The organism is Streptomyces sp. NBC_01233 (genome assembly GCF_035989305.1).
Taxonomy (GTDB): domain Bacteria; phylum Actinomycetota; class Actinomycetes; order Streptomycetales; family Streptomycetaceae; genus Streptomyces.
In genome coordinates this window covers 25,341-49,517 of record NZ_CP108514.1, presented here as the reverse complement: position 1 = coordinate 49,517, position 24,177 = coordinate 25,341, and the positions used below count along the sequence as shown (strand labels likewise).

Here is a 24,177-nt window from a genome sequence, read left to right as displayed (position 1 = left end):
AGCGGCCGGGGCGGGGGTCAGTTCCGCGCGGCCCCGCCGCGTGCGGCGGTGACCAGCCAGGAACTGCTCCGCAGCCACACCGCGCCGTTCGTCTCATGGCGCTGGAGGGCGGCCGTCAGCGCCTGGCGCGCCTCGTCCTGCTCGGGCGGGGTCGCCTGGTCGAGCAGGTGGCGTCCCGGGCCGGAGTCCAGCAGGAACGCCGCCGCGTCTGCCGCGTCGACGCCCCACTTCCCCGGTGCCTCGATGCGCTGCACGTCGGCATGGGCGAACCCGCCGGCGCCGAGCAGGCTGCGGACGTGGTCGGGATCGGTGAGCGAGAACATGCCGGGACCGCCGGGCTTCCCGAAGCCGCCGAGCGGCAGGATGCCCTTGAGTGAGGCCAGCGCCTCAAGCCACTCGTTGGCCTCGGCCTCGGCCGCGCAGATGAACGCCAGCCGGCCGCCGGGGCGCAGGGCGCGGTGGAGGTTGGCGAATGCGGCGACGGGGTCGGTGAAGAAGGTCATGCCGTACCGGCTGATGACCGCATCGAACCCCTCGGCCTGCAATGGGTGGACTTGGGCGTCGCCCTGAACGAAGGAGACGTTCTCCACCCGTTCACGCAGGGCGCTCTCACGGGCCTTGCCCAACATCGGACCCGACAGGTCCAGTCCGAGCGCCCGGCCGAGTCCGGCGCGCCGGGCCGCGAGGCGGGAGGTGCGGCCGGTACCGCAGCCGACGTCCAGAACGGAGTCGCTTTCGGAGATGGCCGCGGCGTCCAGGAGGGGCTGGTTGAAGCCGTCGTTGACTGCGTCCCACCGTTCCTGGCTGCGGGCCCACTGTGCGCCCTCGTATCCGTTCCACGCCTCGGCCTGCGCGGTGTTGACGTTGTGACCCATGGGTGAACTCCCTCCCGCCGGGGTGCAGCACGGCGCCCCGGCCCTAGTATGGGCAAGTGCCCAAATAGTATGGGCGTGCGCCCATACTTGCAATGGGTCAGTGGAAAGGGGCTGTTGTGTCACCTCGTGGAGTGGCGATTCCGGACTTGCGCGAGCGGCTGTTCGCGGCCGCGGAGCGGGTGGTGGCCCGCGACGGCGCCGCCGCCCTGACCAGTCGCGCGATCACCGCGGAGGCGGACTGCGCCAAAGGCGTCCTGCACACCCATTTCGCAGGCCTGGACGAGTTCGTCGCCGAACTGGTCCTGGACCGCTTCGCGCGCAGCGCCCGCCAGGCCGAGGCCCTGCAGGCCAAGGTGGGGCAGGCCACGGTTGCGGACAATCTCCAGGAGGTCGTCCTGGCCCTGCTGGACTCCCTGCAGCCCGCGGTGGTGGGACTGGCGATGACCCGCCCGGCAGCCGCGCTCCACACCCGTGAAGGTTTCCAGTCCGGCGCGCCCGCGTTCGATGCGATCCAGCACGCCTTCACCGCCTACCTGCAGGCGGAGCAGCGCGACGGCCGGCTGCCCGCCGGCACGGACGCTCCCACCGTCGCGCTTGCGCTCGTCGGCACGACCCACCACCTGCTGATGACCCGCAGTCCCGGGCAGGGCGAGGACACGAAGGGGACGACGGAGCGGCTGCTGGCCGTACTCCTCGGCTGCTGAGCTGCCGCCGCTGCCCGTCATCCCCAGTACCGGGTGCCAGTGTCCGTCCCGAGGTTTCGCGGCGGACTGCAGGGCGGCCCCTGCCGTGTTCACTCCGGCAGGGGAACCCTCTGGCTCACGGGTCGGGCGGCCAGTTCGTGTGGCCCCCAGGTGCCGGTCGCGGCGTGGCGGTGGGCGAGCGGCTCGGTTCTGGTCCCTGCCGCGGACGTCGGGCCGGGCCGGTGGTCGCGTGCGGTGGTGGAGGCCGCCGACCCGGAGGCGGTCCGTGCTGCGCTGCGGGGCCTGGCGCCCGCAGGGCGGTCGGCCCTCGATCGCGTTCCGGCGTCTGGCTGGTGTCCCCTCATCCCCTCGTCCGGCATCCAGGACGATGGAAGGGTTCACGGCGCCGGGGACCTCTTCGGCTCCTGGTCGCGTGGCGGACTCTGACAGGTCACGTCCCTCGCGGGGAGCCGGCCTGTGGCGAGGTACGTGTTGACGGGGTCGTTGGCGCAGGAGGTGGGGTCGGTGAGGTACACGCCGTGGCCCTGCCCGCCCTTCGCCAGCACCATCCGCGAGCCCTTCAGAGCGCGGTGCAGGCCCTGACCGCTGCTGAGCGGGGTCATCGGATCCCACTCGTTCTGCACGGTCAGCACCTTCGCCTGGTGCGTCATGGGCGTCGCGGCCTCCGACGGCCGCTGCCAGAAGGCGCAGGGCTTGATGTTCGACGCGAAGTCCCCGTACAGCGGGTACTTCACCTTGTCCTGGACCGCGTCCCGCGCGTACTGCTCGGGGTCGCGCGGCCAGTTCTCCGTGTCCCCGCACACCACGGACCAGTAGACGGCGGTGGCGTTGTCACCGGGGACGGCCTCTGGGGCGGGCCCGTTGCCCGGCGCGGGGGCGGCCGCCGTGTCGGTATCCGGCCCGGTGGCCCCCCGGCCGCCGGCGAGGAGCCTCTTCACGCCCGGCACCCCGGCGTCCGTCGGCAGAGGTGTCCGCTCGGCCGCGGCTTTGAGGGACCTCGTGATGATCGAGGCCTCAACCGGGGAGTAGAACACTCCCGGGTCCCGGATGTCGTCACCCGTGATCTTCTGCCCGAAGTAGTCGATCGGCTCTCGGTCGGCGCGCGCCACCAGTGCCCAGAACGTGTCGGACACCGCCTCGGGGGTCGCGCCGAGGCCGTATTCGGCCGAGCGCTCCGCAGCCCACTGCGTCCACCGCTCGAAGGCCGGCCCGGCGCTGGTCGCCCACACCTGGAACATGCCGCGCCAGATGCTGTGCGGGTCCACTCCGCTGTCCAGCACGAAGCGGTCCGTCCGCTGCGGGAACATCTGGGAGTACACCGCGCCGAGGTAGGTCCCGTACGAGTAGCCCAGGTACGAGATCTTGCGCTCGCCCAGCGCGGCGCGGATCACGTCCATGTCGCGGGCCGTGTTGCGGGTGGTGATGTACGGGAGCACGTCACCTGCCTTCTCACGGCACTCGTCCGCGACGTTGCGCGCCCACGCCACGTCCGAGGCGAAGCGCTCGGGTCGGTACGCCCCGCCGATGCCCGTCTCGGATTGGTTCAGCCCGCAGGTGACCGGGCTGCTGGCCCCGACGCCGCGCGGGTCGAAGCCGATGAGGTCGTAGCGGTCCCGTACGTCCTTGGGCATCTCCGTGCTCATCCGCATCGGCCGGTTGAGTCCGGTGGTGCCGGGTCCGCCCGGGTTGAGGAGCATGACGCCGTGCCGCTTGGCCGGGTTCTCGCTCTTCACCCGGGATATCGCAAGGTCGATCGTGGGGCCTTGGGGGCGCTTGTAGTCGAGCGGGACCTTGAGGGTCGCGCACTCGTAGGCCGCCGGTTTGTCTGCACTGCAGCGGTGCCAGGCGGGCTTCTGGCTCATGTACTCGGGGGTGGGCTGGGCAGCGGATGCCTGGGGAACGGCCAGCTGGGACAGGGCGGTTGCGATGAGTCCGGCGGTGGCTAACAGCGGTGTGAGGCGCTTCATGCGTGCGGTGCCCCTCTTTCGGAGATTGCGTGCCTGCCCACCGTGTTGCATCGGTGGGCGGGGCGAATCCCTCGTAAGGGCCACTCCATGTACAACTCACGTACCATGCGACATTCGGACAGTTGGCCGAGATGCGGCAGTGGGCCTGACGGCGCGTCGGCCGGACCGCGCCAGTCCGACAGAGCCTTCGGGATCTGCGCGATAGCACGGATCTACCCCGGCTCCCATACCAGGAGCTACGGACTCAGGGCGGCTGGTGAACTCCCAGATACCCATGGGACTCGCCGATTCCATGTCGCCGATCGCGACGAGAGGGAGCTTCCAGGAGGCGGCGAGCAGAGATGCCGCGAGGCATCCGCGTCGACATTCACGACGGCCTGCACGTCCGCGATGCTCACCAGCTTCGCGGTGCTCCCGCTGTCCTCATCGGATCCCACTTCGATGAGGGGCTCGGTCATCCCACCCCATCGGTGGCTGGCCGTCCGCACGGCGGCGCGGAAGCCGTCCGTGCTTCCTTCGGCAATGAGGCAGACGACCCGCGCGGGCAGTACCGAGACCTCGATGAGGCGGTGTCAGACGTACTCCTGATGTGCCATGTGGCCACCCAACCAGAAGGTACTTCGGGAGGGGGCTGCAATGCGCTGTTGGCCGCGTTCGACCAGGGGGTGGTCGTCGCTTCCTTGGGGTGTGGGGTGTGGGGTGTGTGTGGGGGTGTGGGGTTCGGGGTGTGGTGCGTGGCCGGCGGCGGCGGGGGCGCGGCCCGGGGATGCGGGGGGAACGGGAGCACTGGCAGGAAACGAAAGCGGTGCTCTCCGCGTGACATGCCCGTGAACGTCCGGGCGTGTCCGGATCGATCAGGAATCGAGAAGCGCGGTTCACGAAGCCACCTCTAGCCTGCTCACCATGGACATCACCATTCACACGACTTCTCTTCCGCACGACGACCCGGACGCGTCGCTCGCCTTCTACCGCGACGTCCTCGGCTTCGAGGTCCGCAGCGATGTCGGGCAGGGCAGGATGCGCTGGATCACGGTCGGCCCGGCCGGTCAGCCGGGCACGTCGATCCTTCTGGCGCCGCCTGCCGCCGATCCCGGCATCACCGAGGACGAGCGCCGCACGATCACCGAGATGATGGCCAAGGGCACCTACGGCTGGATCCTGCTGGCCACCCCGGACCTCAACGCCACGTTCGAGAAGGTGCAGGCCGGTGACACTGAGGTCGTCCAGGAGCCGACCGAGCAGCCGTACGGCGTCCGCGACTGCGCGTTCCGCGACCCCGCGGGCAACCTGGTCCGCATTCAGGAGCTGCGCTGAGCTGTGCTCGACATCGCGACCACCCACAAGGAACGCGGCGGCGCACCAGAGCACAAGTGACCGCCCTGCCGGTCGCCCGCCCGGGCCGCGTCCGGGTCCTCGTCGAACCGGTCATGAGCCCGGACCCCGTCTCGCTGCCGTCCGGCAGTTGCTCGACCGGCGGCTGGTCGAGTGCGGCGGGCCGGTCCACACCACCGAGCGTCTGCTGTGCCCGCCGAGGCGGGCACAGCAGACGCTCGAAGACGCCGATGGAAATGGAAGACGAAAAACGAAGGGGAGGGTCCTCATGTGCAAACCTGAATGGCGGCGTGCACGCGTCCAGGCGCAGCGCCTGGCTGATCTCGCGCGCCTGCGCCGCGTCCGCGACCGGATCGACAGGGAATACGCACAGCCGTTGAACGTGGAGGCGCTCGCCCACGATGTGAACATGTCCGCCGGGCACCTGAGTCGGCAGTTCCGGGCCGCCTACGGTGAGTCGCCGTACGCGTACCTGATGACGCGTCGCATCGAGAGGGCGACGGCGCTGCTGCGGCGGGGCGACCTCAGCGTCACCGAGGTCTGCTTCGCGGTCGGCTGCGCGTCGCTGGGAACGTTCACCACCCGCTTCACCGAGCTGGTCGGCATGCCGCCCGGAGCCTTCCGGCGCCAGGCCGCGGATACCGCGGCCGACCATGCCGATGCTGCGGGTACGGCCCGCGATGAGGGGTCGGCGATCAAGGTAGAGGGGATGCCGGCGTGCGTGGCGAAGCAAGTCTCAAGACCGGTCAGGAATCGAGAAGCCCCGGCCACCGCACAGCCCCTAGCGTGATGGTCATGGCAACCACCGCTTCCACCGCAGCCAACCCCTCTCTCGCGTCCGTCACCCTTGAGGTGGCCGACCCCGAGGCCGCCCGCCGCTTCTACAGCGACTTCGGCGTGGACACGTACATACGCCTGCGGGCGTCCGAGGCGCACTCCACCGGATTCCGTGGCTTCACCCTGGCGCTCACCGTGTCCGGGCCGGCCACCGTCGACGGCTTCGTCGACGCCGCCGTGGACGCCGGCGCCACGGTCCTGAAGCCCGCCACGAAGTCGCTGTGGGGCTACAGCGGCGTCGTCCAGGCCCCGGACGGGACGATCTGGAAGATCGCGACCTCGGCGAAGAAGGACACCGGCCCCGCCACCCGCGAGATCGACGAGATCGTCCTGCTGATCGGCGTCGAGGACGTGAAGGCCACCAAGCAGTTCTACGCCAGCCGGGGCCTGACCGTGGCCAAGAGCGTCGGCGGCAAGTACGCCGAGTTCGCCCCCGGTCAGTCCAGCCCCGTCAAGCTGGCGCTGTACAAACGCCGCGCCCTGGCCAAGGACCTCGGCGTCCCCGCCGACGGCACCGGCTCGCACCGCATCGTCCTCGGCAGCACCGCCGACACCTTCACCGACCCGGACGGGTTCGCCTGGGAGGCTGCCGCGTCGCTCGCCCCCAAGCCGTCCTGACTCCCGGCCCTGCCATACCGATCGACCGGCCAACACGCGCCGACGTGACAGCCGGACTCTCGCCCGGATGCCCGGCACGGGCCCGGGTCACGCCACGGAAACTCGGGGCTTGACATACCGGCGCTCCCGGCCCGTCACCGGCCGCAGGTGGTGGTCCACCACTCCCGGCTCACCATGGACCCTCGCGTCACCTATCCGAGGGGCGCGACGGGGCCGTCCGTGGCGCTCTCGGGCACAGGTGCGGCACACGGTGATCGTCATGCGCCGCCGGTCGGGTGCGGGGCGGGGTGGCCGGGATCCGGATGCCGCACCTGCCGAGCAGCCGGTGCGGGAAGCCGGTGGTCCGCGGGCTGCGTCCGCGGGCACGGCCCCCAAGCGCTCCTGGGGCCCCTGCCCGAGGGCCTGAAAGTCCCCGTGATCTCGATCTCGGCGACCGTGCCCGCGCCCTGGAACAGCCGAAGGCGTACCCGGCCGCGCACTCCCAGAGAGTGCCGATGATCTCGGACGTCCTGCCGGAGCACGAAGCGGGCCTCCTGGTCGGCTCCCGCCCGTGGCCACTGCCCGCCACCCGCATGCAGGTGTGGTGCACAGCCGCGGACCGCCGGAACCCGTTCTCGTGGACCAGGCCGACGATGTCCGTGGACCGCCCTCAGCCTGTCCTGTCCCCGGGGCGGGGCACGGTGAGATAGGGCCTGTGACTGCCGGAGCCCGTCGACACCCTGAGGACCGTTCCGTACCGGGCGCGGAGGTCCGCGATGGACGGCGGCCGGGCCGGGTCGGTGGCGCAGCGGGAGTACGGGATCGGGATGATGTCGGCCGGGCATGAGTGATCGTCCGCGACCTGGCCCGACTGCGGCGGGTTGCCGGGCAGAGGCGGATAGTCCCAGCCGACGGACAGGTCCCCGGCCTCGGACTTCAGGTACGGCGCCGGCATCAGGAGCCCGCCCGACTCCTGGGGGAACACGCCTTGCTGCTGGTGGTACATCAGCGCGTAGTCCAGGGATCCTCCCGAGGCGCTCCCGGGGCCGTTGACGTTCTTCGACCAGGTGGTGATGCCCGAGGCGCCGATGCGGCGCAGGACCTCGGTGATGTCACCCTCGACCCCGTACACGGCATCCGCGCTCATCGAACAGGACATCAGGTGGACGGTGGCCTCCTCCTTGAAGCCCCCGTCACTCGGCCCGGTACACACGTCCGAGACCACCGTGAAGCCCGGGCGCAGCCCCTCGATCCCGTCGAAGCGGCCCAGCAGCGCGCGGAGCCTCACCTCCTCGGCATCCCGCTTGTGCTGCGCCCCGGCGGTAGTGGCCATGGCGCGCAGCTCCCCGTCATCGGGCAGCGTGGAGCAGCCGCTCGTCAGGGCCGCCGCACCGAGTGCTGCCACGATGCCCGCCAGGCGCCTCCTGGGTCCCCTCGTCCGTCCCATCCCCGCCCCCGTCCCATCGGTTCCGAGGCCTACCCTCGCTCCCGGCCGGACACGGGCGCATGAGTACGCGTACTCACCCGCAGCGACCGCCAGCACTTTCAGCCGTTCCGTGGTGAGTCTGGCGCGCCTGCTCCTGGTGTTGGTGAGCCAGATGCCGAGCTTGACCTCGCTCCCGTCCTCCAGGACTTCTACGTGAGCTCCTGGGAACGGTCACCGAGCTGGTACGGGCGGTGCATTGGGCGAGGGCGGCTGCGCCCCGCTCGAAGGCCCCTGAGCCGCCCTTGCGCGCCGTGGCGGGGGTCTTCTGCTCCGGCGCCATGGGTTGGAAGCCGAGGTGTTTTCGAGGCATTCGCGCTGTCCGTCCATGAGCCCGGCCTACACAGCGGGCCGGCGTTGCCCAGGTCATCACCCGCGGCGAGCTCTGGTCCCCCGAGCAGCTCACCGAGGCGTCCGACTGGCGCCCGCGCACCGCCGTCCGGCACCTGGACGGGTACGAGGCGCTGTCCCTGCTCGCGACCGCCGCCCGGACCCGGCGCGTCCGGGCGCCGCCATCGAGCGGCTGCGCCGCTGGACCGAGGTATGAGCGCACGGGGTGCGCCGGGCAGGAATCACAGGTCGATTCCGCTCACGTCTCGTCACACGTCCGCCCAGGGCTTAGGGTTCCGTTACCCGGCCGGGTATCAGCGTGAAAACCGATGCCACTCCGCTGGAGGATGACTCTTCGTGTCGCACGTTTCACAAGCTTCCGTCACGACCCCCGACGGTGAGCCGGCCCCGCTCGTCCCCACCACGTACGGCGAGGTCAAAGGGTGGTTCTCGGCGTACGACCAGGTGCTCTTCGACTGGTTCCTGACACGTCAGAACAGCGGTGAGGGGCAGCCGGGCGACTTGCTGGAGCTCGGTGCCTTCATGGGGAAGAGCGCGATCTTCCTCGGACGGTACCTCCGGCCCGGTGAGGAGTTCACCGTCTGCGACCTCTTCGACTCGCCCGCGACGGACGACTCCAACGTCGCGGAGAACCGCAGCTCCTATCCCACGCTCACGCGGCGCGGCTTCGAGACGAACTACCTGGCCTTCCACGAGGCGCTGCCGACGCTGATCCAAGCCCCCACCTCGGTCGTCGCCGACCGGGTCAAGCCGACGAGCTGCCGATTCGTGCACGTCGACGCCTCGCACCTCTACGAGCACGTCGTCACGGACATCGCGTCCTCGCGTCTCGTCGCGACCCCGGATGCCGTGGTGGTCTTCGACGACTACCGCTCCGAGCACTGCCCCGGCGTCGCGGCCGCCGTCTGGACCGCCGTGGTCACGGGCGAACTGCACCCGATCTGCGTCTCGGCCTCGAAGCTCTACGCAACCTGGGGCGACCCGGCGCCCCACCAGGCGGCACTGCTCGCGTGGTTGGAGGAGCGCACCGACCTCTGGCACGGCGTGGACGTGATCGACGGCCGCCCCCTGGTACGCATCGGGGACCAGGGCGTGGTCGCGCCGGTGCCCCCGCAGCCGCTACACCCCACGCCGCGGGCGGAGCCGGCGCCGGTCCCCGCTCCCGCCGCCGCGCGCAGGCCCGGTGTCCGCTGGCGCAAGCTGGCCAAGGATCTGCTCCCGCCCGTGGTCACCCGCGCGATCGTCGCCCGGAACCGCCGTCGCAGGGGCTGACACCGAAAGGGCTGACACCACACCCCCGGACCTGATCCGGTCCGGGGGTCGGGGCGGCGTACGCGTGTCAGACGCCCCGGTGTACCCGGGCCGCGTGGCCGGCCTCGGCCTGCTGCCGGGCCTCCAGCGTCTTGCGGGTCTCCTTGCCCCGACCACGGGCCTGCGCTGGCGGGACCTCCAGACCTGGTAGCAGGACAGATCCTCACTGAAGCCGATGCCAAGACCACCCTCTACCGCAGACTCCGCAGCAGCCTGCCCGACAACTCTCCCGGGCAGCACAACCCCTTCGACCCCTACCGTCAGATCCTCGGCACCAAGGTCTACGACCTCCCCGCCCTTTACCGGCCCGGGGATGGCGTCCCGCCACGTGGTGTAGCCGATCAAGGGTGAGGTGTGCGCGGGCTTGCTCGCCGGGCGCACACCCGCGGAGGGCTCGCGCTCTCTGCGCATGAGGTGGGCCACCATGCAACTCTCCGTATTGAACGGCCAGTTCAACAACGGAGGTGCGAGGTGGCCCTGTCCCAGTCTGACCTATTACGCCTGCTGGAGTCACTACGCTCGGCAGACGGACTCGAACTCGTCCGCGGCATCGCCGAGCGGATGCTGCAGGAGCTGATCGAGGCCGAGGCCGCTGCCCACATCGGTGCCGGCTGGAACGAGCACACCGAGGCCCGTACCGCCTTGCGCAACGGGCACCGCGAGAAGACGCTCACCACCCAGGCCGGCGACCTGGAGCTGGCCATCCCCAAACTGCGCGCCGGAAGCTTCTTCCCCAGCCTGCTGGAGCGCCGGCGCCGGATCGACCAGGCCCTGTACGCGGTCATCGTGGAGGCCTACGTCCATGGCGTGTCCACCCGGTCGGTGGACGACTTGGTCAAGGCCCTGGGCGCGGACACCGGGATCTCCAAGAGCGAGGTCTCCCGGATCTGCGCGGACCTGGACGAGCCGCTGACCGCCTTCCGCACCCGGCCGCTGGACCACACCCGCTTCCCCTACATGTACCTGGACGCCACCTACTGCAAGGCACGCGTGAACCACCAGATCGTCTCTCGCGCCGTGGTCGTCGCCACCGGGATCACCGAGGACGGCGGCCGCGAGGTCCTGGGCGTCATGGTCGGCGACAGCGAGACCGAGGCGTTCTGGGCCGAGTTCCTGCGCTCCCTGCGCGAACGCGGCCTGACCGGGGTCCGCCTGGTCCTGTCCGACAGCCATTCCGGCCTGGTCAAGGCGATCCGCAAGGTCATGCTCGGCGCCGCGTGGCAGAGATGCCGTGTTCATTTCCTGCGAAATGTCTTCGCGGTGATTCCGAAGGAGGCGACCGAGATGGTCGCCGCAACCATCCGCACAGTCTTCGCCCAGCCCACCCAGGACGCGGTCCGCACCCAGCTCGACACCGTCGCCGAGATGCTCGGCAAGCAGTTCCCCAAGGTCAAACAGATGCTCCTGGACGCCAAGGACGACCTGACCGCCTTCGCGGCCTTCCCGGAACGGCACTGGAAGAAGATCCAGTCCACCAACCCGCTCGAACGGATCAACCGCGAGATCAAGCGCCGCACCGACGTCGTCCAGGTCTTCCCCAACGACGACGCCCTCCTGCGACTGGTCACAGCCGTGCTCTTCGAACTGCACGACGAATGGATCGCCTTCCCCCGCCGCTACCTGCCCGAGGGAAGCATGGACGAGATCTACCCCACCGAGCTCCCTAAAAGCGCCCCCGCACCACCCAACGCCACCAACGCGCCCACCGAGTGATCGGCTACACCACGAAGGGGGACATGACCGGCCCGGGCGCGGTCCGTGCGCGTGGTATCGGCCAGGATGCGTGTCCGCCGGGCCTGGTGGGTGTTCGCCTGCGAGGATGGTTCGGCTGGAGTCGGGGGATCCGCTGTGAAGTGAGGGCCCTTGCGGCTCCGCCCCGCATGCCCCCGGCCGGCACCCCCCCGCTGGCCGGGGCAGGCCCCGGCCAGCCCACCCCCCCGGCTGGTCGGGGCTCTTTGGCTCGGAGCGGCCGTTCTCCCGGTTCTTCACCGTCTGCGGTGCCGACTTCAACGCGGCCGCGAGCCGGGCCTGCGTGACACCCGCCGGCTCCCGCAGCCGCACCCGCTCCGCCGCAGACGGCAACCGGGGCTCGCCCTCCAGCAGCGCTGTGTTGCGCGGCCCGGTACCCAACCGCACTGGTTGTTGGGGCCGCCCGGTGTGGGCACGTGCGCGAACGGGCTCCGGCCGGTCTGTCGGCAGGGACGTGGGGAGGGGACGGTGTGCTGGCCCTGAGCCCGATCCGTCCCGTACACGGCAGACCGGACCGCGGAACGGCCGCGGAACTTTTGTCCAAGACAAGGGCCTGCGATGTCAGCGAGCCTGGAGGCATGCCCAGAGACGACGCGGGGGACACGCCCCCGGAGCGCACTGCTTACGACCGCTGGGAGGTCGCCCGCCCTCTGGGCGGAACCTCTCTCGACGGCGTACGGATGGCCGGGTTCCGGGACCTTGTGGGCAGCGGGCTGGACATGCGGGTGCTGCCGCAGCCCGCCGTGATCGTCGTCATCGGGCTCGGAGCCGGCCCGGTCACGGTGGAGAGCGCCTCCGGGCACCGGCCACTGAGGGGTCTCGTCGCCTCCCTGTCGCCAGGTCCGGCCCGTATCCGCGGCGAGGGCGTCGAATGCGTCGAGGTGGCGTTGTCCCCCCGGGCCGCCTACACCCTGCTGGGCGTTTCCCCGCTCGAACTGGACGGCTCCATCACCGGACTCGAGGACCTCTGGGGGCGGCACGCCCGGCTGCTGCGCGAGCAGTTGGCCGACACCGCATCCTGGCAGGAACGCCTCGCGCTCACGGACGGATTCCTCAGACGGAGGGCCGCGGGGGCCCCGCCCATGGCGGCCGAGGTCGCCGCCGCCTGGGACGCCATCGTGGCCGGCCGGGGCCGAGTGCGGGTCGGCGACCTTGCCGCGTCCTGCGGATGGAGCCGCAAGCGGCTCTGGGCCAGGTTCAGCTCCCAGGTCGGCCTGACCCCCAAGCGCGCCGCCATGCTCGTCCGCTTCGACCACGCCGCCCGGGCGCTCCTCGCCGGCGAGCGCGCCGGCGACGCTGCCGTGGCATGTGGATATGCCGACCAGCCCCATCTTCACCGCGACGCCCAGGCCCTCGCCGGGTGCACGCCCGGTGCACTGGCCGGCCTGACCGCGTCCACCGAGCCCTGACTGTCCGTATCCAGACCGATCGGTGATCGGTCGACTCGAAGGAAGGAAGCAAGACCGGTGATGAACACCGAGGTCCGAGCAGCACAGACGGCGGCAGGCCGGGAGCTCGTCGTCCGGCTCGCGTTCGGGAGCATGGCCGCGCACACCCTGCGCGCGGCGGTCCGCCTGGAGGTCGTGGAACTGATCGGCGACGGGCCGCGCACAGCTGCCGAGGTGGCCGTCGGAGCCGGGACCGCACACCAGCCCATGGCACGCCTGCTCCGTGCCCTGACCGCCCTCGGCCTGCTCGCGGAACACGCCCCCGACACGTTCTCGGTGACCCCGGCGGGCGCGCTCCTCGGCCCCGGCCACCCCGACTCCCTCGCGTCATTCGTCCGCATGTTCACCGATCCGGCGATCGTGCGCGCCTGGGAGCACCTGGAGAGCAGTGTCCGTACGGGGGAGATCGCGTTCGATTCCGTCTTCGGCACGGACTTCTTCAGCCATCTCGCCCGGCACCCCGAGCTCTCCACGGACTTCAACGCGGCAATGAGCCAGGTCGCCTCCGAGACCGCCGCCGTGCTGCCGCGGGCCTTCGACTTCAGCCGGTTCGCCTCGGTCACGGACGTCGGTGGAGGCAGCGGCACCCTCCTGGCCGCCGTCCTCGAAGCGCACCCGGGTCTCGCCGGCGTGGTCTTCGATACTGCCGACGGCCTCGCAGAGGCTGCGGAGACACTGGCGCGGCACGGGCTGGAGGAGCGCTGCTCCCTCATGGCCGGGGACTTCTTCCAGTCGGTCCCGCAGGGCTCGGACGTGTACCTCGTGAAGAGCATCCTGCACGACTGGACGGACGCCCAGGCGGTCACGATCCTGCGCCACTGCCGCCAGGTGCTGCCGCCTGGTGGCGTCGTTCTGATCGTGGAGCCCGTGCTTCCCGAGGCCGTCGGCGCGGAGGACGAGGGCACCTACCTGAGCGACCTCAACATGATGGTGAACGTCGGCGGCAGGGAACGCACCCGCGCGGACTTCGAGGAGGTGTGCCGCCGGGCGGCCCTGCGCGTCACGTCGGTCACCCCGCTCGCGGAGGCCGCCCCGTATTCCCTGATCGAGGCCGTGGCCGGCTGACCACAGACCACGCGCCGAGCACCTGGTGAAAGCGGCGCGCGTGGTGAGGACTTCGGCCCGCAGAGCAACCGCGAGGCCGACGACCCGATGCTCGTGAGAGGCGTGGCCGGCCGGCAGCATCGCGATGGGCGAGGTGTGCGCATCGGATCGGCGACCCGACCGTCCCCGAGGGACGGAAGCCGTGCCACGGCTTCTTCCCCCCGATCGCGCCGAGCCCTGGCCGACACCTTCTGATCACGACAGCGTCCGGCAAACATCCCGAGCTGCGGCCGGGCAGCTGGAAGTTCAGCAGCCGGGAATCCTCGGAGCGCAAGGGCTGCACCCCGCCAGCCGCATAGCGCTGCTCTTCCCTCGCCCCTGCGCGCGGCGTCCGCCCGGTGCGGGGGCACGAGGGCGTCGGGATTCCTCGACCCCACGGCCCTCTGGCGGCCGGCCGCTGCGCGCCTCTCTGGGCGCTGCGCAGAGGTTCCCTCTTGCCTGAAGCTGCCTGACAGGGGCTCGACTTGGCGTGCAACCTCAGTGACCGAGTTGGCTCGGGGCATGGGGCCTTCCCCGGTTCAGGGATCGCTGGGGCAGTCAGCCTCGGTTCAGGTCGCGACGAGGTCACGGCAGACGACGGCGAGTGAGCCGTTCCAGAACGGGGGAGGGGGCGCCCCCCGGCCCGGGCGGCCTCAGCCGCCGCCTTGGAAGGCCCAGAGCACGAGCGCCACCGCGCACAGCACGAAGGTGGCCAGGTGCGCGTAGACCAGGGCGATCAAGGCGCCGATCCCGCCCAGGACCAGGCCGCGGGTCCGCGTGTTCCGGTGGGCCGAAGACCGCCAGGAGGCCGCCACCAGGGCCAGCGGAACGACGTACGGCAGGGCCAGCCACGCAGCGCCTTGGACGATCGGGGAGGAACGGTAGCCCCACGCACCGCCCAGTACCGCCGCCACGGTGAACAGGGCCGGGGCCAGCCACCACGTCGAGTCCGGGGGCCGCTCGGCCGGAGGTACCAGGATAGGAGTTGCTTTCACACCCCCCATTGCACTCCCCGTCCTGCGGCCTCCGTATGGGCGCACGTACTTGGTTCGCCTGGTCCGCGTACCCACGGCACGTACCACAGCGTCCGCGCTCGGCGGGACGTCGGCGTCTGGAGACGTGACCGCGGTCGTCCTGGTCAGGTTTCGATGTAGGCGACCACGACGACGGTGCGCAGTGCGGCGACGAAGTACAGGACGCGGACGTCCTCGATCTCGTCGGCGTACTGGCGCAGCTCGGGACCGGTGCCGTCGGCAGGGATGGGCTCGCCGATCTCCGGGTTCACGGAGATGGCGACAAGGGCGCGGTCCAGAGCGTGGATTGCGCCCTCGGCGGTGAGGTCTTCGAGCTGTTTGGCGGCGGATTCGCTGAACACGATCCTGGCGCGCCGCGGGTGCGAGGCCATCAGGCGACGGCCGGGCGCTGGGCGGCGAGGCGGGCGAGATGGGTCTCCCGCAGCTCCTCCCAGGGCGTGCACTCCTCCACCGGGGGCAGGCCGTTGGTGGCGATGTCCTCAAGGACGGCGGCGAGCCGGTCGGCGTTTTCACGGGTCCTGGCAGCGTATGCGCGGACCGCGTCGGCGGCCGCGGGCTCCAGCTGCTGCCGCACGGTGCTGGCGGGGGCCGGCTGTTCGCTCATCAAGTGCTCCTGGGCAGTCATTCGGCGTCGGTCACCACGGTAGCGCCGGGGCGGGCCTGTGAGCCCCGGTAGAGAGGAACCGGGCCCTGTGAGGGCTGGCCTACGTCGTAACGGGTGGCGGGCCGCCGGTTTTTCGAGCCAAGTGGCCTGCCAGGTCCGGGAGTTGAGGGTTCTGGCGCGCGGGTCGGGCAGTGCAGGTGCGGGCGGAGGTTCCGAAACCCCCGGCGGACTCTGGCCGGGGTGAGTCGGCCGGGCTCGGCGGGCTTCTCCCACGGCCGCCGCAAGTCGGCGGCGGCCTCGCGCAGAAGGCGGATCTGGGTGTGGGCGGCGATGATCAGCCAGGTCCAGCGCTCGCCGGCCTTGGGGGTTCGCAGCTTCGGGCGGGTCCACCCGAGGGTCTGTTTCATCAGCCGGAAGGTGTGCTCCAGGTCGAAGCGCCTCAGGAATGCCTGCCAGCGCACGTCGACGTCCTCGCAGTTCTGGCCGGTGGCGGACGACCACAGCCAGAGCGGCAGCGGGTCTCCTCCGCCGGGCAGCCGGTCGACCTGGAGGCGGATCAGTGTGCCCTCGATGATGGGGAGTTCGCCGGTGTGCTCGATCCAGGCGGAGCGGGTGGTCGGGCGCGGGTGGATACGGTCCCAGGCCATCGCGCGGGTGGTTCCGTATCGGTCGGTGACCTGCGTCGTGGACGCGTCCGGCTCACCCCAGGTGTCCGGCTTGGCGAAGCGGAACTCCTTGCCGTGCTTCGGCGGTCGCCCGCCCTGGGGGTAGGCCAGGGCGTACTCCCTGAGCGAGGGCGTCGGCCGTCGCATGACGCGGTCGGAGCGCATCCGTCCCAGCACCTCGACCGGGAGGCCGTCGAGGAGGTGGGCCATGCGTGGGGCGTCGTAGCCGGCGTCGAAGACGATGAGGATGTCGCGGTCGCCGACGTGCCAGCGGCCCATCTCGATCAGGTCGGTGACCACCCGGCGGAGCTGGGAGGCGGTGGCCTCGGCGACGTCGTCCTCGGGTCCGAGGCGGACGGCGTCCAGGAGCTGGCACCAGGACGTCCGGCCCGATTCGAGGGCGGCGACGAACGAGTACGGCCAGCCGGGGATGAACTGGTCCGAGGACCGTCCGCTGCGGCCGTAGACGTGGCAGAACAGGCGATCCGCGCTGGTCGGCGCGTCGGGGCGGAGCCAGTTGCTGACGTCGACGGCCAGGACCAGGCGCCCGTCGGCGGCCCGCGGCATCGGCAGACCGGCCAGCACCTGCCGCAACCGGGGTACGTCCACGTTCCCGTGGTTCAGCGCCTCGTACATCGCACCGTGCCCACGCCGGTGCTCGGCCACCAGCGTCAGATCCACCGGCGACGTCACCGGGCCGTCCGCGCACAGCAACGCCTCCACGAGCTCGAACAGCTCGTCCCCGCGCACGGTCAGGCAGTCGAATAGGTCCTCCCGGAAGCGTGACGCTTGCGCGAACGCTTCCCCGGGACCGGCGTCAGGCAGCAGACTCACCTTCACGGCCTTCGTCTTGAGCGGTGCACCTTGGTCGGAGCACATGATCAGACGAAGGCCGCCCCAACGTCCCGCGAATGCCCAGCTGGGCTACCCAGTTCGATACGCCGTTCGAAGTCAGTCAGGCAGCGCCACGGTGAGATCCACCTCGACGAGCTGTCCCGGAAAGCCCAGCTGAGCGACGCCCAAGAGCGTGCTGGCGGTGGTGAACGCCGGACCCAGGGCAGACTCGGTGAGCCGACGCCATGCGGCTCCGAGAATGTCCCTCTCATCGCTCCGCACGTAGATCACTGACCGCACCACATGTTCAGGCTGGGCACTCACCGCCGCCAGGGCAGCGAGCGCGTTCGCGACAACCTGGTCGACCTGCGTCTCGAGGGAACCGGAACCGACGAGGTCACCATTCCGATCAAGCGGGCACTGCCCCGCCAGATAGGCGGTACGGCCTGCCTCCACCACGGTGATGTGGTGGTAGCCGGGTGTCTCATGCAGCTGCTCGGGGTTGATGCGGGTGATCTTCTCAGTCATGTCAGCGAGTCTGACCAGCGTGGTGCCAGCACGCACCGCATTTTCTCCACCGGCAAGCATTCCGCAGTGACGTGAGGTTAAAGAACAAGCTAAGAAGCCGTATCTCAACCGAACGTGATCCGTTGATTTCTGCTGGTCAGGCATGGTGTAGCTCGGAATGAGGGCAGGGTCTCGTAGTCCCGGGCCAGACGGCGGGAGTTCATCAACCACGCGAACGTGCGCTCTGCCACCCACCGCCTCGGCAGCACCACGAACCCTGCCATGTCGTCGGTGCGCTTGACGATCTCCAAGGTCAGGGCGAGTTTGTCCCGGCACCAGCCGACGAGGGAGCCGGTGTAGCCGCCGTCGGCCCACACGAGGGTGATGTCGCGGTGCAGACGGCGCAGCCGCATCAGCAGGCCCGCCGCGGCGTCCCGGTCGCCGATGTTCGCAGCCGTGACCGCGACGGCCAGGAGCAGGCCGAGGGTGTCGGTCACGATGTGCCGCTTGCGGCCCGGCACCTTCTTCCCGCCGTCGTAGCCGTGTGAGGCGGCCGGCACCGTCGCGGCGGCCTGCACCGACTGCGCGTCGATGATCCCCGCTGTGGGCTCGGCCTCACGGCCCTCGCGCTCACGGACCGTCCCGCGCAGCCGGTCGTGGAACTCGGCGATCAGCCCGTGCTCGCGCCAGCGGCGGAAGAATGCGTAGACCCGGGCCCATGCGGGGAAGTCCGAGGGCATCGCCCGCCACGAGATCCCGCCCGCGACCAGGTAGCGGATCGCGTCCAACAGCTGCCGGTGGCAGTAGCCCTCGGGCCGTCCACCCCGCCCCTGGAACCAGGCCGGCACCGCCAGCAACGGCCGGACGGCCGCCCACTCCGCGTCCGTCATGTCCGACGGATACCGGCGCACCCGGTCCGGATGGTCGGCCGCGTTGCCGTACACGTGCGCGAGGCAATCGCACGACACGGCGGGCGAGTTGAAGTCAACATGCTCGGGAACGTACAACAAAGACAACAGGGCCTCCGGGAACCACTCGGAATGGGATCGCACCCCCGAGCTACCTGGAGGCCCTGCTTTCACGCGCGGAAACCGCCGCAGTCACCCGATCGAGACTCCCGTTCGATCGACAGCCTTCGAGATCGGTACGGGCAACAACCAGTTACGTGTCGGGATGCTCCGGCAGGGCGAGCCAGTCCGACCAGGAGATCTCGCGGCCGAGGAAGCGCGGCTGCTCGAACGGCCAGTCGGCGGCGATCCACTGCGGCACCAGCGCGTCGAGGGCCTGCTCGACCTTGCTGCCCACCAGCTCGTCCACCACCCACCAGGAGATCTCGCCGTCCGCGCCGGCCCTCTCCGGTGGGTCGATGTAGACACAGCCGAGCAGAGCTGTCTCCGCCGCGTCGAACAGCGCGTAGTTGAAGGACTGGTGTGCGGCGATCTCCTTCTCGTGCCGCAACAGGTCGGCCTGGTCGGCCTCGTAGGTCATGGTGGCCGCGGGCCAGCCCCAGGCCGGGCCGAAGATGGTCCACAGCCGCTCGCGCGAACCCATCACAGCCGGATAGTCGAGAGGGGTGTCCGCCTCCCGGATCGGCCGCAGGTGATGGCCACCGCCCGGCAGCGGTACCAGGACGGGGTGGACGAAGTCATCGGGAAGCCAGCTCATGGCGCCCGACCGTAGCAGCGCGCGGCCGTCCGCTCCCCTGGATTTTGCCCGTATACCGCCAGGCCCTGCTCTCATGCCGGGCAGGGCCCGCGATCACCCGATCGAGACTCCCGTCCGATCGACAGACTCCATGATCGGTATGGCAACGGCTTCTCATCGCAACCGCCTGACCTGCACGGGGATGGTGGCCCGGCTATGCCGGGTCACCACCACACCCCCGTCCGACTGCCCAAGGACATTCGGATGCGCCAACGCCGCTACCCGTCGGACACCACCGCCGCCGAGTGGGCCCTGATCGAACCTCTCCTGCCCACACCGGCCTGCGAAACCGAGACCGGCGGCCGCCCAGAGAAACACCTCAGACGGGAGATCGTCTTTACCGAGCGTCGAACTGACCGGATGGGCTGCGAGCTGTGCAGATGCGTCGCGTGGATGTCCGTGACGTGGCGGGCCGCTCGGCTCATCGAGCGAGGCCGGGTGTCATTGGGGCCTGCCTGGTCGGGCAGGGCCGTGAAGGTGCAGATGACTTCGCAGCCGACTCGCATGCCCGTGGTCGGGCAACCGCTCTATCCAAGCGCGGAGTTCTTGACTGGTGAGCGGCTTCCCATCGGTCTTCCAGCCCAGCCTTTCAAGCCGCGCTTGCTCCACGGCATCGTCCAGCACTGCCGTCATGGCCGTGCTGGTCTCGACTCCTTCTTCTGTGAGCAGGTTCGTCCACGGTATGGCTTGAGCCGGCTCGGGGCAGGCGTCGAGAATCCGGCACACCTCGCGCATCCATTTCACGGTGCTGATCGGCACGCCGAGGGAGCGCGCGAAAGCCTTGGCGTTATTCCCTTCGCTGCGGTCGAGGAGGTCGCCAGTGGAGCGCACTCCGTCCTTCTCGAATTGTTCAAGGTAGGGTTGGAAGGCTGCAACATCGGACAGGGTCTGCCTGTCGATCAAAGTCATGAATTTTGCGCGCTGGCCTTTGATCAGCGGCTGTAGGGATGGGTCACTCCGAGCTTCCCTCCGCCATCTCCTGTATCCAACCGCCATGTCGAGGTGGTTCAGGGCTTTTTCGTACTGCTGGGGTCCAATGCTGACGTCGGCACATGCTTGGTTGTACCATTCCGTCGGAGTGGCCAGTGGAAGATCTGGGACGTCCGACTCGCCCCTGGCATGGCGGCTGAATATCTGAACCAGAGGGCGCATTTCTGCGGCAAAGTAACTGATGTGCTCTTCGGGCTTCGTGAGCGGAACTTCCCGGCGCGCCCCATACTCGTCCGCCGAAGCGCCATTCTTTCTCAACTCCTCGTCTCCCGTTAGCTCACCGATGCTTTGTAGCAGCGCACGGCATTCATTGTGTGCTTTCGCCTTCTGCTCGCGTGCCGTGTTGACAAGTCGCACCGCTCCCGGATGGCCGGACCGTCGGATCCTCGCCAGACGTTGATCCGTGGCCTCGTTCTCCAGCGTGCATGCATAGTTAAGTCGCCCACAGATGAGAGTCAGCATGGTGCGCAGGCGCAGAGGGATGTAACCTTCACTGTTTGCCTTCCCCTGCTTCGATAGGTCCCTGCAGAATTCCTCAAGCCGACGGACGTATGTCTCTTCGTTCTTGCTCGATCCGACTAGTTCCCCAGAGCGGTAATAGAGGTAGCCAAGACGAGCTGCGTCGTTGTAGCGGTCCTTTTCGATCGCTGTCGCGAAAAGCTGCTGCTTCATTTCGGGGCGGTACTGTTCGGTGCCAGCTAGCACCTGGCAAGCAAGGCTGCGCCACGTGCTTGTGCCGCAGAGTCCCTCTGTAAGGACTGTGTGGCGCTCGCTGAGCCTGATCAGGATGAAAGCCGCGGTCGCGGTGAGTAGTTCGTGGTCATTCGGTGAACCCGCATTCTGGTCCGAGCTGGTGTTTTGAAGACTCAGAGAGTCTTTGGAGATGAGGGTGGATGCTACTTCCCTGCCGTTTCGGCCGAGTTCGACGGTGACCGTGTCGTCGTCGACGATTACGACCTGAGCACGCCACGGATTGAACGACGTAAGTGCCTGCAGTAGGCCCAGCAGTGCCGCGACCACCTTGCCCTCCGTGGCTGGAAGCGCGGAGATCGACTCTGCCGGTAGTTTCAGTACATCGGCGCCTTCCGGTGCCCAGAAACCGCGGGGCCTGTGGCTTCCCATGGTTTCGACTCGGGTCGCCACATAGGCAACGCCTGGCGGGTATTCCTTGCCGTCTGCACTGACCACTTTCAGCCGTACCCGTAGTCGTTTACCCAGACCTACATAGCCGAAGTAGTAAAACCCCAATGCTGTCCCCACAGCGAGGGACGGGTATCCGGAACGACCATCGTGTGGTGCAACGGTGACCACCCATACGAAGGCCCCTAGCGACAGCAGACTACCGATCACAACGAGCCATAGAAGTTGACGGGAGGTTAGCCCCTGCCTGCTGTTGCGTGACGTGACTTCATCTGCTGGCGCCAGATTGAGGGTGTGTTCTCCAACTTGTCGCTTCCAAGGGGGCCTCAGGCAGGCTACTTCACACGCAAGCGCAAGAATGACTACGGCGCCGGAGACGGCCAGAATGGAAGTAGCCGCCCAAGTCGGAACAGTGCCGTCTCCGCGAGAAAACCCCGCCCACCCCGCCGTTGCCAGCCCGAGCAGAATGAAGCCACCCCATGCCCTCCAGAACCATCCTGGATCGCTCATTTTGGTTTTTGCATTGGGACGGACCATCAGAGCGGTGAGGCGCGCGCAGATGAGGAGACCCAGGGCGATCAGCAGAATGGTGAGAGCGACGGACCAAAAGGCCGTTGAACCGAGAACGGTATCGTCGGCAATCACATCAATCACTTCCCTGACGTCTGCGGCGCCGGCCTCACTTTCCACAGTGCTACCGGTTCTTGTAGTACGCCACTCGGCTTCATCGGCCTCAGCCAGGTTGGGCTCTGACCTGCGCGAATGCACCCTGCGGGTGCCCATTGCGCGGGTCTTCAGCGGCGAGGGTGGCCTCGATCCTGTCTGCGTGAAAGCACAGGGCAGCGCTGTATGCCTCGCTGGTGGGATCGAGGCCGAAGTGGGCGGCCAGGGCCTCTTCCACGCTCTCGTCGCACTCGCCGAGGAACTGCTCGATCTCCCGCAGCAGCCGTGCGAGGGAAGCGGCCTGGTCGCGGTCGAGGCGGATCGGCGCGGCGGATGGTTGATCGGTCATGGCTAGTCCCGTTCGAGGAGTTGGGCTTCGAGGTTGGCGATGCGTTTCTCGGCGAAGCGGAGGTTGGAGCGGGCGCCTTCGAGCCGTTCCTGGAACTTGCGGTGCTCCTGTGTGAGTTGGTGGACGCGATGCTTGAGGGTGGTGTTCTCGGTGGTCAGCTGCTGGACGGAATCGCCGGGAACCATCTGGTCGAAGTCGCGGAGTTGTCCCATGAGTTCGCCGATCCGCTGCCGCTGTGCGAAGACCTCCTTCTGGGTGCGGGTCAGCGCGGCCTCGGCATTGAGGGCTCGCTCCCGCCAGGACGCCTCGATCCGGTCGTGCTGTTCCTGCCCGAGACGGTCATGCCGACTTCGGCTGTCGGCGACTGCGGCCTTCACGAGGGTGCGAGCGTCGGTGTTCTCGTAGAGGAACGTGGCGGACACCCCTGCTCGTCCGGCGATGGCCCGGACGGTCATGCGTCCGCGCTCGCGGCGGAGCTGGCCGATGGCCTTCTCGACCTGGACAAGCTTGTCCTGGGTCTGCTGCCGACGGGCTGCGACAGCGGCCGCTGTGGAGGCGGTCATGCGGCATCATCTCCGTCCCGCGCGTCGGCCAGATCTCGGACTCGGAAAGCGGTGCTCCAGACCTTCCCGAAGTAGTCCTGGGGTCGTCGCAAGTCGAGAGCGAGGGCATCGTCGAGTAGGCCGACGGCCGCGAGCGCCTTCTCCAGGCCGTCGATCGCGCGGGCGGTCGGCTCGAAGGCTTCATGCAGGTAGTCAGCTGTGGTGCTGTCGGGTGCGCGCTCGGCGAGCATCCGCCATTGCTCCCGTTTGCGGTGCCAGTAGACGAGGTCGGCGCCGGACGGCCGGCTGTGGCGGTACCGACGTGGCGTTCACGCCCGTCCCGTAGACGGAGGGCGGCAGGGGCCGAGGGCCGTCACCCCGCGTGGGGTGGCGGCCCCATCGCATGTCCGGGCGCGGCTTCGTCCGGGCGGTGGCAGCGCCCTGCCGCTGACCACGGGGCCCGGCGCGGGGCATGCTGCCGAGCTCAAATGTGTGCCACTGCAAGCGGGGTCGAGCCGTACGGCCCGAAGAGCCCTCACCCGGTTACCGGGTTGGGGGCCTTCCGGTTGGGGCGGGGCCGGTCGTGGCTGTGGGCGGATCTGGGGGTTGCCGGTCCGGTATGTGATCGGGGTCTCAGTGAAGGGGCTTGCGGGGCTTGGGGGTTGATGGTGTAGCACGTGCGCGAGTTTCACCCATCTCTGCTCTGAACTGCGGTTTTCTCGGATTTGCGTGGCTAACCCCTTCGCGTTCGAAAGTGCGGATCGCACCTCCGACCGGAAGTGTGATCCGCGTTCTCACGCAAGGAGAGATCTGTCATGAGCGCGTCAGAAATGGGTTGCGAGTCGATGGGCGAGGAGTCTGCGAGGGAGCCGGCGGGGCCCGCCCGAGGGCCGGCCCCGCGCCGCCGCGGGCCCGTCGGGCGCCGGTTGGCGGGTCGGGTGGTCGAGGAGCTCGCCGTCGCGGTGGCGCAGGCCGTGGTGTCCATGTGGGCGCCGGACTGGTCGGAGACGGTGCGGGTCTTGACCGTTGCCGTGCGGGCCGACTTGCGGCCGCGTCGGGGGCGGGGCGGGCGCCCGCGCGGTTAGCCGTTCCTGCGGGTTCCCGGGCCGTGTGGGCGGCCCGGGGCCCGGGGCGTCACCGGTGGTGGCGCCCCCGGGGGCTGGTAGCCGCCGAGGGCCGCGGTCCGCCTGTGCGGGTCCGGCGGACCGCCGCCTGCTACGGCGTCGGGCGCACCCTCGCCACCGGCGAGGCGTACCGCCGCCCCGCGCACCATAAGAAGGGGACGAAGCCGCGACGAACGGACTCAGCTGCCGTCGGCGCAGCCGTCTCTGGCAGGATCACCCCATGACGTTCTACAGAAAGGCCCATGCCGCGTAGGCGGCCTGGGCGCGTCCGCGCCGAGCAGCGG

At 69.5% G+C, this 24,177-nt stretch carries 24 protein-coding genes and 1 pseudogene; 11 read left to right on the top strand and 14 right to left on the bottom strand.

The window, feature by feature from the left end; translation table 11 throughout:
- Positions 1-17 precede the first annotated feature (17 nt).
- A complete protein-coding gene (locus tag OG332_RS00235; RefSeq protein ID WP_327411491.1) occupies positions 18-875 on the bottom strand; it encodes a class I SAM-dependent methyltransferase in 858 nt (285 codons plus the stop codon).
- Positions 876-991: 116 nt separating this feature from the next.
- Here OG332_RS00235 and OG332_RS00230 point away from each other — a divergent pair, with 116 nt between their 5' ends.
- Entirely contained in the window at positions 992-1,579 is a 588-nt protein-coding gene (locus OG332_RS00230) for a TetR/AcrR family transcriptional regulator (protein WP_327411490.1), read from the top strand.
- A gap of 377 nt (positions 1,580-1,956) precedes the next feature.
- Here OG332_RS00230 and OG332_RS00225 read toward each other — a convergent pair whose 3' ends face one another.
- Positions 1,957-3,546 carry an alpha/beta hydrolase gene (locus OG332_RS00225; protein ID WP_327411489.1) on the bottom strand — a complete coding sequence of 530 codons (1,590 nt, stop codon included), beginning with the start codon at positions 3,544-3,546 and terminating at the stop codon, positions 1,957-1,959.
- Positions 3,547-4,449: 903 nt separating this feature from the next.
- On the opposite strand from OG332_RS00225, the gene OG332_RS00220 reads away from it, so the two are divergent.
- From OG332_RS00220 to OG332_RS00210, 3 genes are all read left to right on the top strand, one after another.
- Positions 4,450-4,860 carry a VOC family protein gene (locus OG332_RS00220; RefSeq protein WP_190108403.1) on the top strand — a complete coding sequence of 137 codons (411 nt, stop codon included), beginning with the start codon at positions 4,450-4,452 and terminating at the stop codon, positions 4,858-4,860.
- A 286-nt stretch (positions 4,861-5,146) separates the two neighbouring features.
- Positions 5,147-5,668, top strand: coding sequence for a helix-turn-helix transcriptional regulator (locus OG332_RS00215; RefSeq protein WP_327419056.1), 522 nt, complete (start codon positions 5,147-5,149; stop codon positions 5,666-5,668).
- Complete coding sequence (locus OG332_RS00210; RefSeq protein ID WP_327411488.1) at positions 5,668-6,333, top strand: glyoxalase; 666 nt, start codon at positions 5,668-5,670, stop codon at positions 6,331-6,333. The genes OG332_RS00215 and OG332_RS00210 overlap by 1 nt, the downstream gene beginning before the upstream one ends.
- A gap of 649 nt (positions 6,334-6,982) precedes the next feature.
- On the opposite strand, the gene OG332_RS00205 is transcribed toward OG332_RS00210, so the two are convergent.
- Complete coding sequence (locus OG332_RS00205) at positions 6,983-7,717, bottom strand: hypothetical protein (RefSeq protein WP_327411487.1); 735 nt, start codon at positions 7,715-7,717, stop codon at positions 6,983-6,985.
- Between the two features lie 765 nt (positions 7,718-8,482).
- Between OG332_RS00205 and OG332_RS00200 the strand changes: the two genes are divergently transcribed.
- The 5 genes from OG332_RS00200 to OG332_RS00175 all read left to right on the top strand — a co-directional run bounded on the left by OG332_RS00200 (position 8,483) and on the right by OG332_RS00175 (position 13,719).
- On the top strand, positions 8,483-9,418 hold the full coding sequence (locus OG332_RS00200; RefSeq protein ID WP_327411486.1) for a class I SAM-dependent methyltransferase: 936 nt from the start codon (positions 8,483-8,485) through the stop codon (positions 9,416-9,418).
- A 64-nt stretch (positions 9,419-9,482) separates the two neighbouring features.
- Complete coding sequence (locus OG332_RS00195; RefSeq protein ID WP_327411485.1) at positions 9,483-9,608, top strand: hypothetical protein; 126 nt, start codon at positions 9,483-9,485, stop codon at positions 9,606-9,608.
- Positions 9,609-9,928: 320 nt separating this feature from the next.
- The gene (locus OG332_RS00190; protein ID WP_327411484.1) at positions 9,929-11,170 is read left to right on the top strand and encodes an IS256 family transposase; all 1,242 of its coding nucleotides are present in this window, start codon (positions 9,929-9,931) and stop codon (positions 11,168-11,170) included.
- A 614-nt stretch (positions 11,171-11,784) separates the two neighbouring features.
- Positions 11,785-12,615: a helix-turn-helix transcriptional regulator gene (locus tag OG332_RS00180; RefSeq protein ID WP_327411483.1), complete on the top strand. Its 831-nt coding sequence runs from the start codon at positions 11,785-11,787 to the stop codon at positions 12,613-12,615.
- A 60-nt stretch (positions 12,616-12,675) separates the two neighbouring features.
- Entirely contained in the window at positions 12,676-13,719 is a 1,044-nt protein-coding gene (locus tag OG332_RS00175) for a methyltransferase (protein ID WP_442816083.1), read from the top strand.
- A gap of 671 nt (positions 13,720-14,390) precedes the next feature.
- On the opposite strand, the gene OG332_RS00170 is transcribed toward OG332_RS00175, so the two are convergent.
- The 7 genes from OG332_RS00170 to OG332_RS00140 form a co-directional block, all read right to left on the bottom strand.
- Positions 14,391-14,732, bottom strand: coding sequence for a hypothetical protein (locus OG332_RS00170; RefSeq protein WP_327411481.1), 342 nt, complete (start codon positions 14,730-14,732; stop codon positions 14,391-14,393).
- A gap of 143 nt (positions 14,733-14,875) precedes the next feature.
- A complete protein-coding gene (locus tag OG332_RS00165) occupies positions 14,876-15,142 on the bottom strand; it encodes a type II toxin-antitoxin system RelE/ParE family toxin (RefSeq protein ID WP_442816082.1) in 267 nt (88 codons plus the stop codon).
- A complete protein-coding gene (locus tag OG332_RS00160) occupies positions 15,142-15,375 on the bottom strand; it encodes a hypothetical protein (protein ID WP_327411480.1) in 234 nt (77 codons plus the stop codon). Before OG332_RS00160 ends, OG332_RS00165 begins: the two co-directional genes overlap by 1 nt.
- A 17-nt stretch (positions 15,376-15,392) precedes the next feature.
- Positions 15,393-16,874: an NF041680 family putative transposase gene (locus OG332_RS00155; RefSeq protein WP_327411479.1), complete on the bottom strand. Its 1,482-nt coding sequence runs from the start codon at positions 16,872-16,874 to the stop codon at positions 15,393-15,395.
- A gap of 117 nt (positions 16,875-16,991) precedes the next feature.
- Positions 16,992-17,402 carry a RidA family protein gene (locus OG332_RS00150; RefSeq protein ID WP_266673776.1) on the bottom strand — a complete coding sequence of 137 codons (411 nt, stop codon included), beginning with the start codon at positions 17,400-17,402 and terminating at the stop codon, positions 16,992-16,994.
- A gap of 104 nt (positions 17,403-17,506) precedes the next feature.
- Positions 17,507-18,325: an IS5 family transposase gene (locus OG332_RS00145; protein ID WP_327411478.1), complete on the bottom strand. Its 819-nt coding sequence runs from the start codon at positions 18,323-18,325 to the stop codon at positions 17,507-17,509.
- A 217-nt stretch (positions 18,326-18,542) separates the two neighbouring features.
- Positions 18,543-19,046: a GNAT family N-acetyltransferase gene (locus OG332_RS00140; protein ID WP_073492597.1), complete on the bottom strand. Its 504-nt coding sequence runs from the start codon at positions 19,044-19,046 to the stop codon at positions 18,543-18,545.
- A gap of 243 nt (positions 19,047-19,289) precedes the next feature.
- Here OG332_RS00140 and OG332_RS00135 point away from each other — a divergent pair.
- Positions 19,290-19,457 (top strand): annotated as a pseudogene (locus tag OG332_RS00135) (transposase); the annotation flags it as partial.
- A gap of 69 nt (positions 19,458-19,526) precedes the next feature.
- On the opposite strand, the gene OG332_RS00130 reads toward OG332_RS00135, so the two are convergent.
- From OG332_RS00130 to OG332_RS00115, 4 genes are read right to left on the bottom strand one after another with little or no spacing between them, the layout of a single operon-like run.
- The gene (locus OG332_RS00130; protein ID WP_327419572.1) at positions 19,527-21,905 is read right to left on the bottom strand and encodes a hypothetical protein; all 2,379 of its coding nucleotides are present in this window, start codon (positions 21,903-21,905) and stop codon (positions 19,527-19,529) included.
- 43 nt (positions 21,906-21,948) lie between these two features.
- Positions 21,949-22,227 (bottom strand): hypothetical protein, encoded by a 279-nt coding sequence (locus OG332_RS00125; RefSeq protein ID WP_327411477.1) that lies wholly within the window; start codon positions 22,225-22,227, stop codon positions 21,949-21,951.
- A 2-nt stretch (positions 22,228-22,229) separates the two neighbouring features.
- A complete protein-coding gene (locus OG332_RS00120) occupies positions 22,230-22,790 on the bottom strand; it encodes a DUF6262 family protein (RefSeq protein WP_327411476.1) in 561 nt (186 codons plus the stop codon).
- Complete coding sequence (locus OG332_RS00115; RefSeq protein WP_327411475.1) at positions 22,787-23,020, bottom strand: hypothetical protein; 234 nt, start codon at positions 23,018-23,020, stop codon at positions 22,787-22,789. The genes OG332_RS00120 and OG332_RS00115 overlap by 4 nt, the downstream gene beginning before the upstream one ends.
- Positions 23,021-23,584: 564 nt before the next feature.
- Between OG332_RS00115 and OG332_RS00110 the strand changes: the two genes are divergently transcribed.
- The gene (locus OG332_RS00110) at positions 23,585-23,854 is read left to right on the top strand and encodes a hypothetical protein (protein ID WP_327411474.1); all 270 of its coding nucleotides are present in this window, start codon (positions 23,585-23,587) and stop codon (positions 23,852-23,854) included.
- Positions 23,855-24,177: the final 323 nt, after the last annotated feature.

What these genes read in the sequence shown, in the direction of transcription:
- OG332_RS00235 (WP_327411491.1), bottom strand. Translation starts at nt 875, where the DNA reads ATGGGTCACAACGTCAACACCGCGCAGGCCGAGGCGTGGAACGGATAC.
- OG332_RS00225 (WP_327411489.1), bottom strand. Translation starts at nt 3,546, where the DNA reads ATGAAGCGCCTCACACCGCTGTTAGCCACCGCCGGACTCATCGCAACC.
- OG332_RS00220 (WP_190108403.1), top strand. Translation starts at nt 4,450, where the DNA reads ATGGACATCACCATTCACACGACTTCTCTTCCGCACGACGACCCGGAC.
- OG332_RS00215 (WP_327419056.1), top strand. Translation starts at nt 5,147, where the DNA reads ATGTGCAAACCTGAATGGCGGCGTGCACGCGTCCAGGCGCAGCGCCTG.
- OG332_RS00210 (WP_327411488.1), top strand. Translation starts at nt 5,668, where the DNA reads ATGGTCATGGCAACCACCGCTTCCACCGCAGCCAACCCCTCTCTCGCG.
- OG332_RS00180 (WP_327411483.1), top strand. Translation starts at nt 11,785, where the DNA reads ATGCCCAGAGACGACGCGGGGGACACGCCCCCGGAGCGCACTGCTTAC.
- OG332_RS00175 (WP_442816083.1), top strand. Translation starts at nt 12,676, where the DNA reads ATGAACACCGAGGTCCGAGCAGCACAGACGGCGGCAGGCCGGGAGCTC.
- OG332_RS00165 (WP_442816082.1), bottom strand. Translation starts at nt 15,142, where the DNA reads ATGGCCTCGCACCCGCGGCGCGCCAGGATCGTGTTCAGCGAATCCGCC.
- OG332_RS00160 (WP_327411480.1), bottom strand. Translation starts at nt 15,375, where the DNA reads ATGAGCGAACAGCCGGCCCCCGCCAGCACCGTGCGGCAGCAGCTGGAG.
- OG332_RS00150 (WP_266673776.1), bottom strand. Translation starts at nt 17,402, where the DNA reads ATGACTGAGAAGATCACCCGCATCAACCCCGAGCAGCTGCATGAGACA.
- OG332_RS00140 (WP_073492597.1), bottom strand. Translation starts at nt 19,046, where the DNA reads ATGAGCTGGCTTCCCGATGACTTCGTCCACCCCGTCCTGGTACCGCTG.
- OG332_RS00125 (WP_327411477.1), bottom strand. Translation starts at nt 22,227, where the DNA reads ATGACCGATCAACCATCCGCCGCGCCGATCCGCCTCGACCGCGACCAG.
- OG332_RS00120 (WP_327411476.1), bottom strand. Translation starts at nt 22,790, where the DNA reads ATGACCGCCTCCACAGCGGCCGCTGTCGCAGCCCGTCGGCAGCAGACC.
- OG332_RS00115 (WP_327411475.1), bottom strand. Translation starts at nt 23,020, where the DNA reads ATGCTCGCCGAGCGCGCACCCGACAGCACCACAGCTGACTACCTGCAT.
- OG332_RS00110 (WP_327411474.1), top strand. Translation starts at nt 23,585, where the DNA reads ATGAGCGCGTCAGAAATGGGTTGCGAGTCGATGGGCGAGGAGTCTGCG.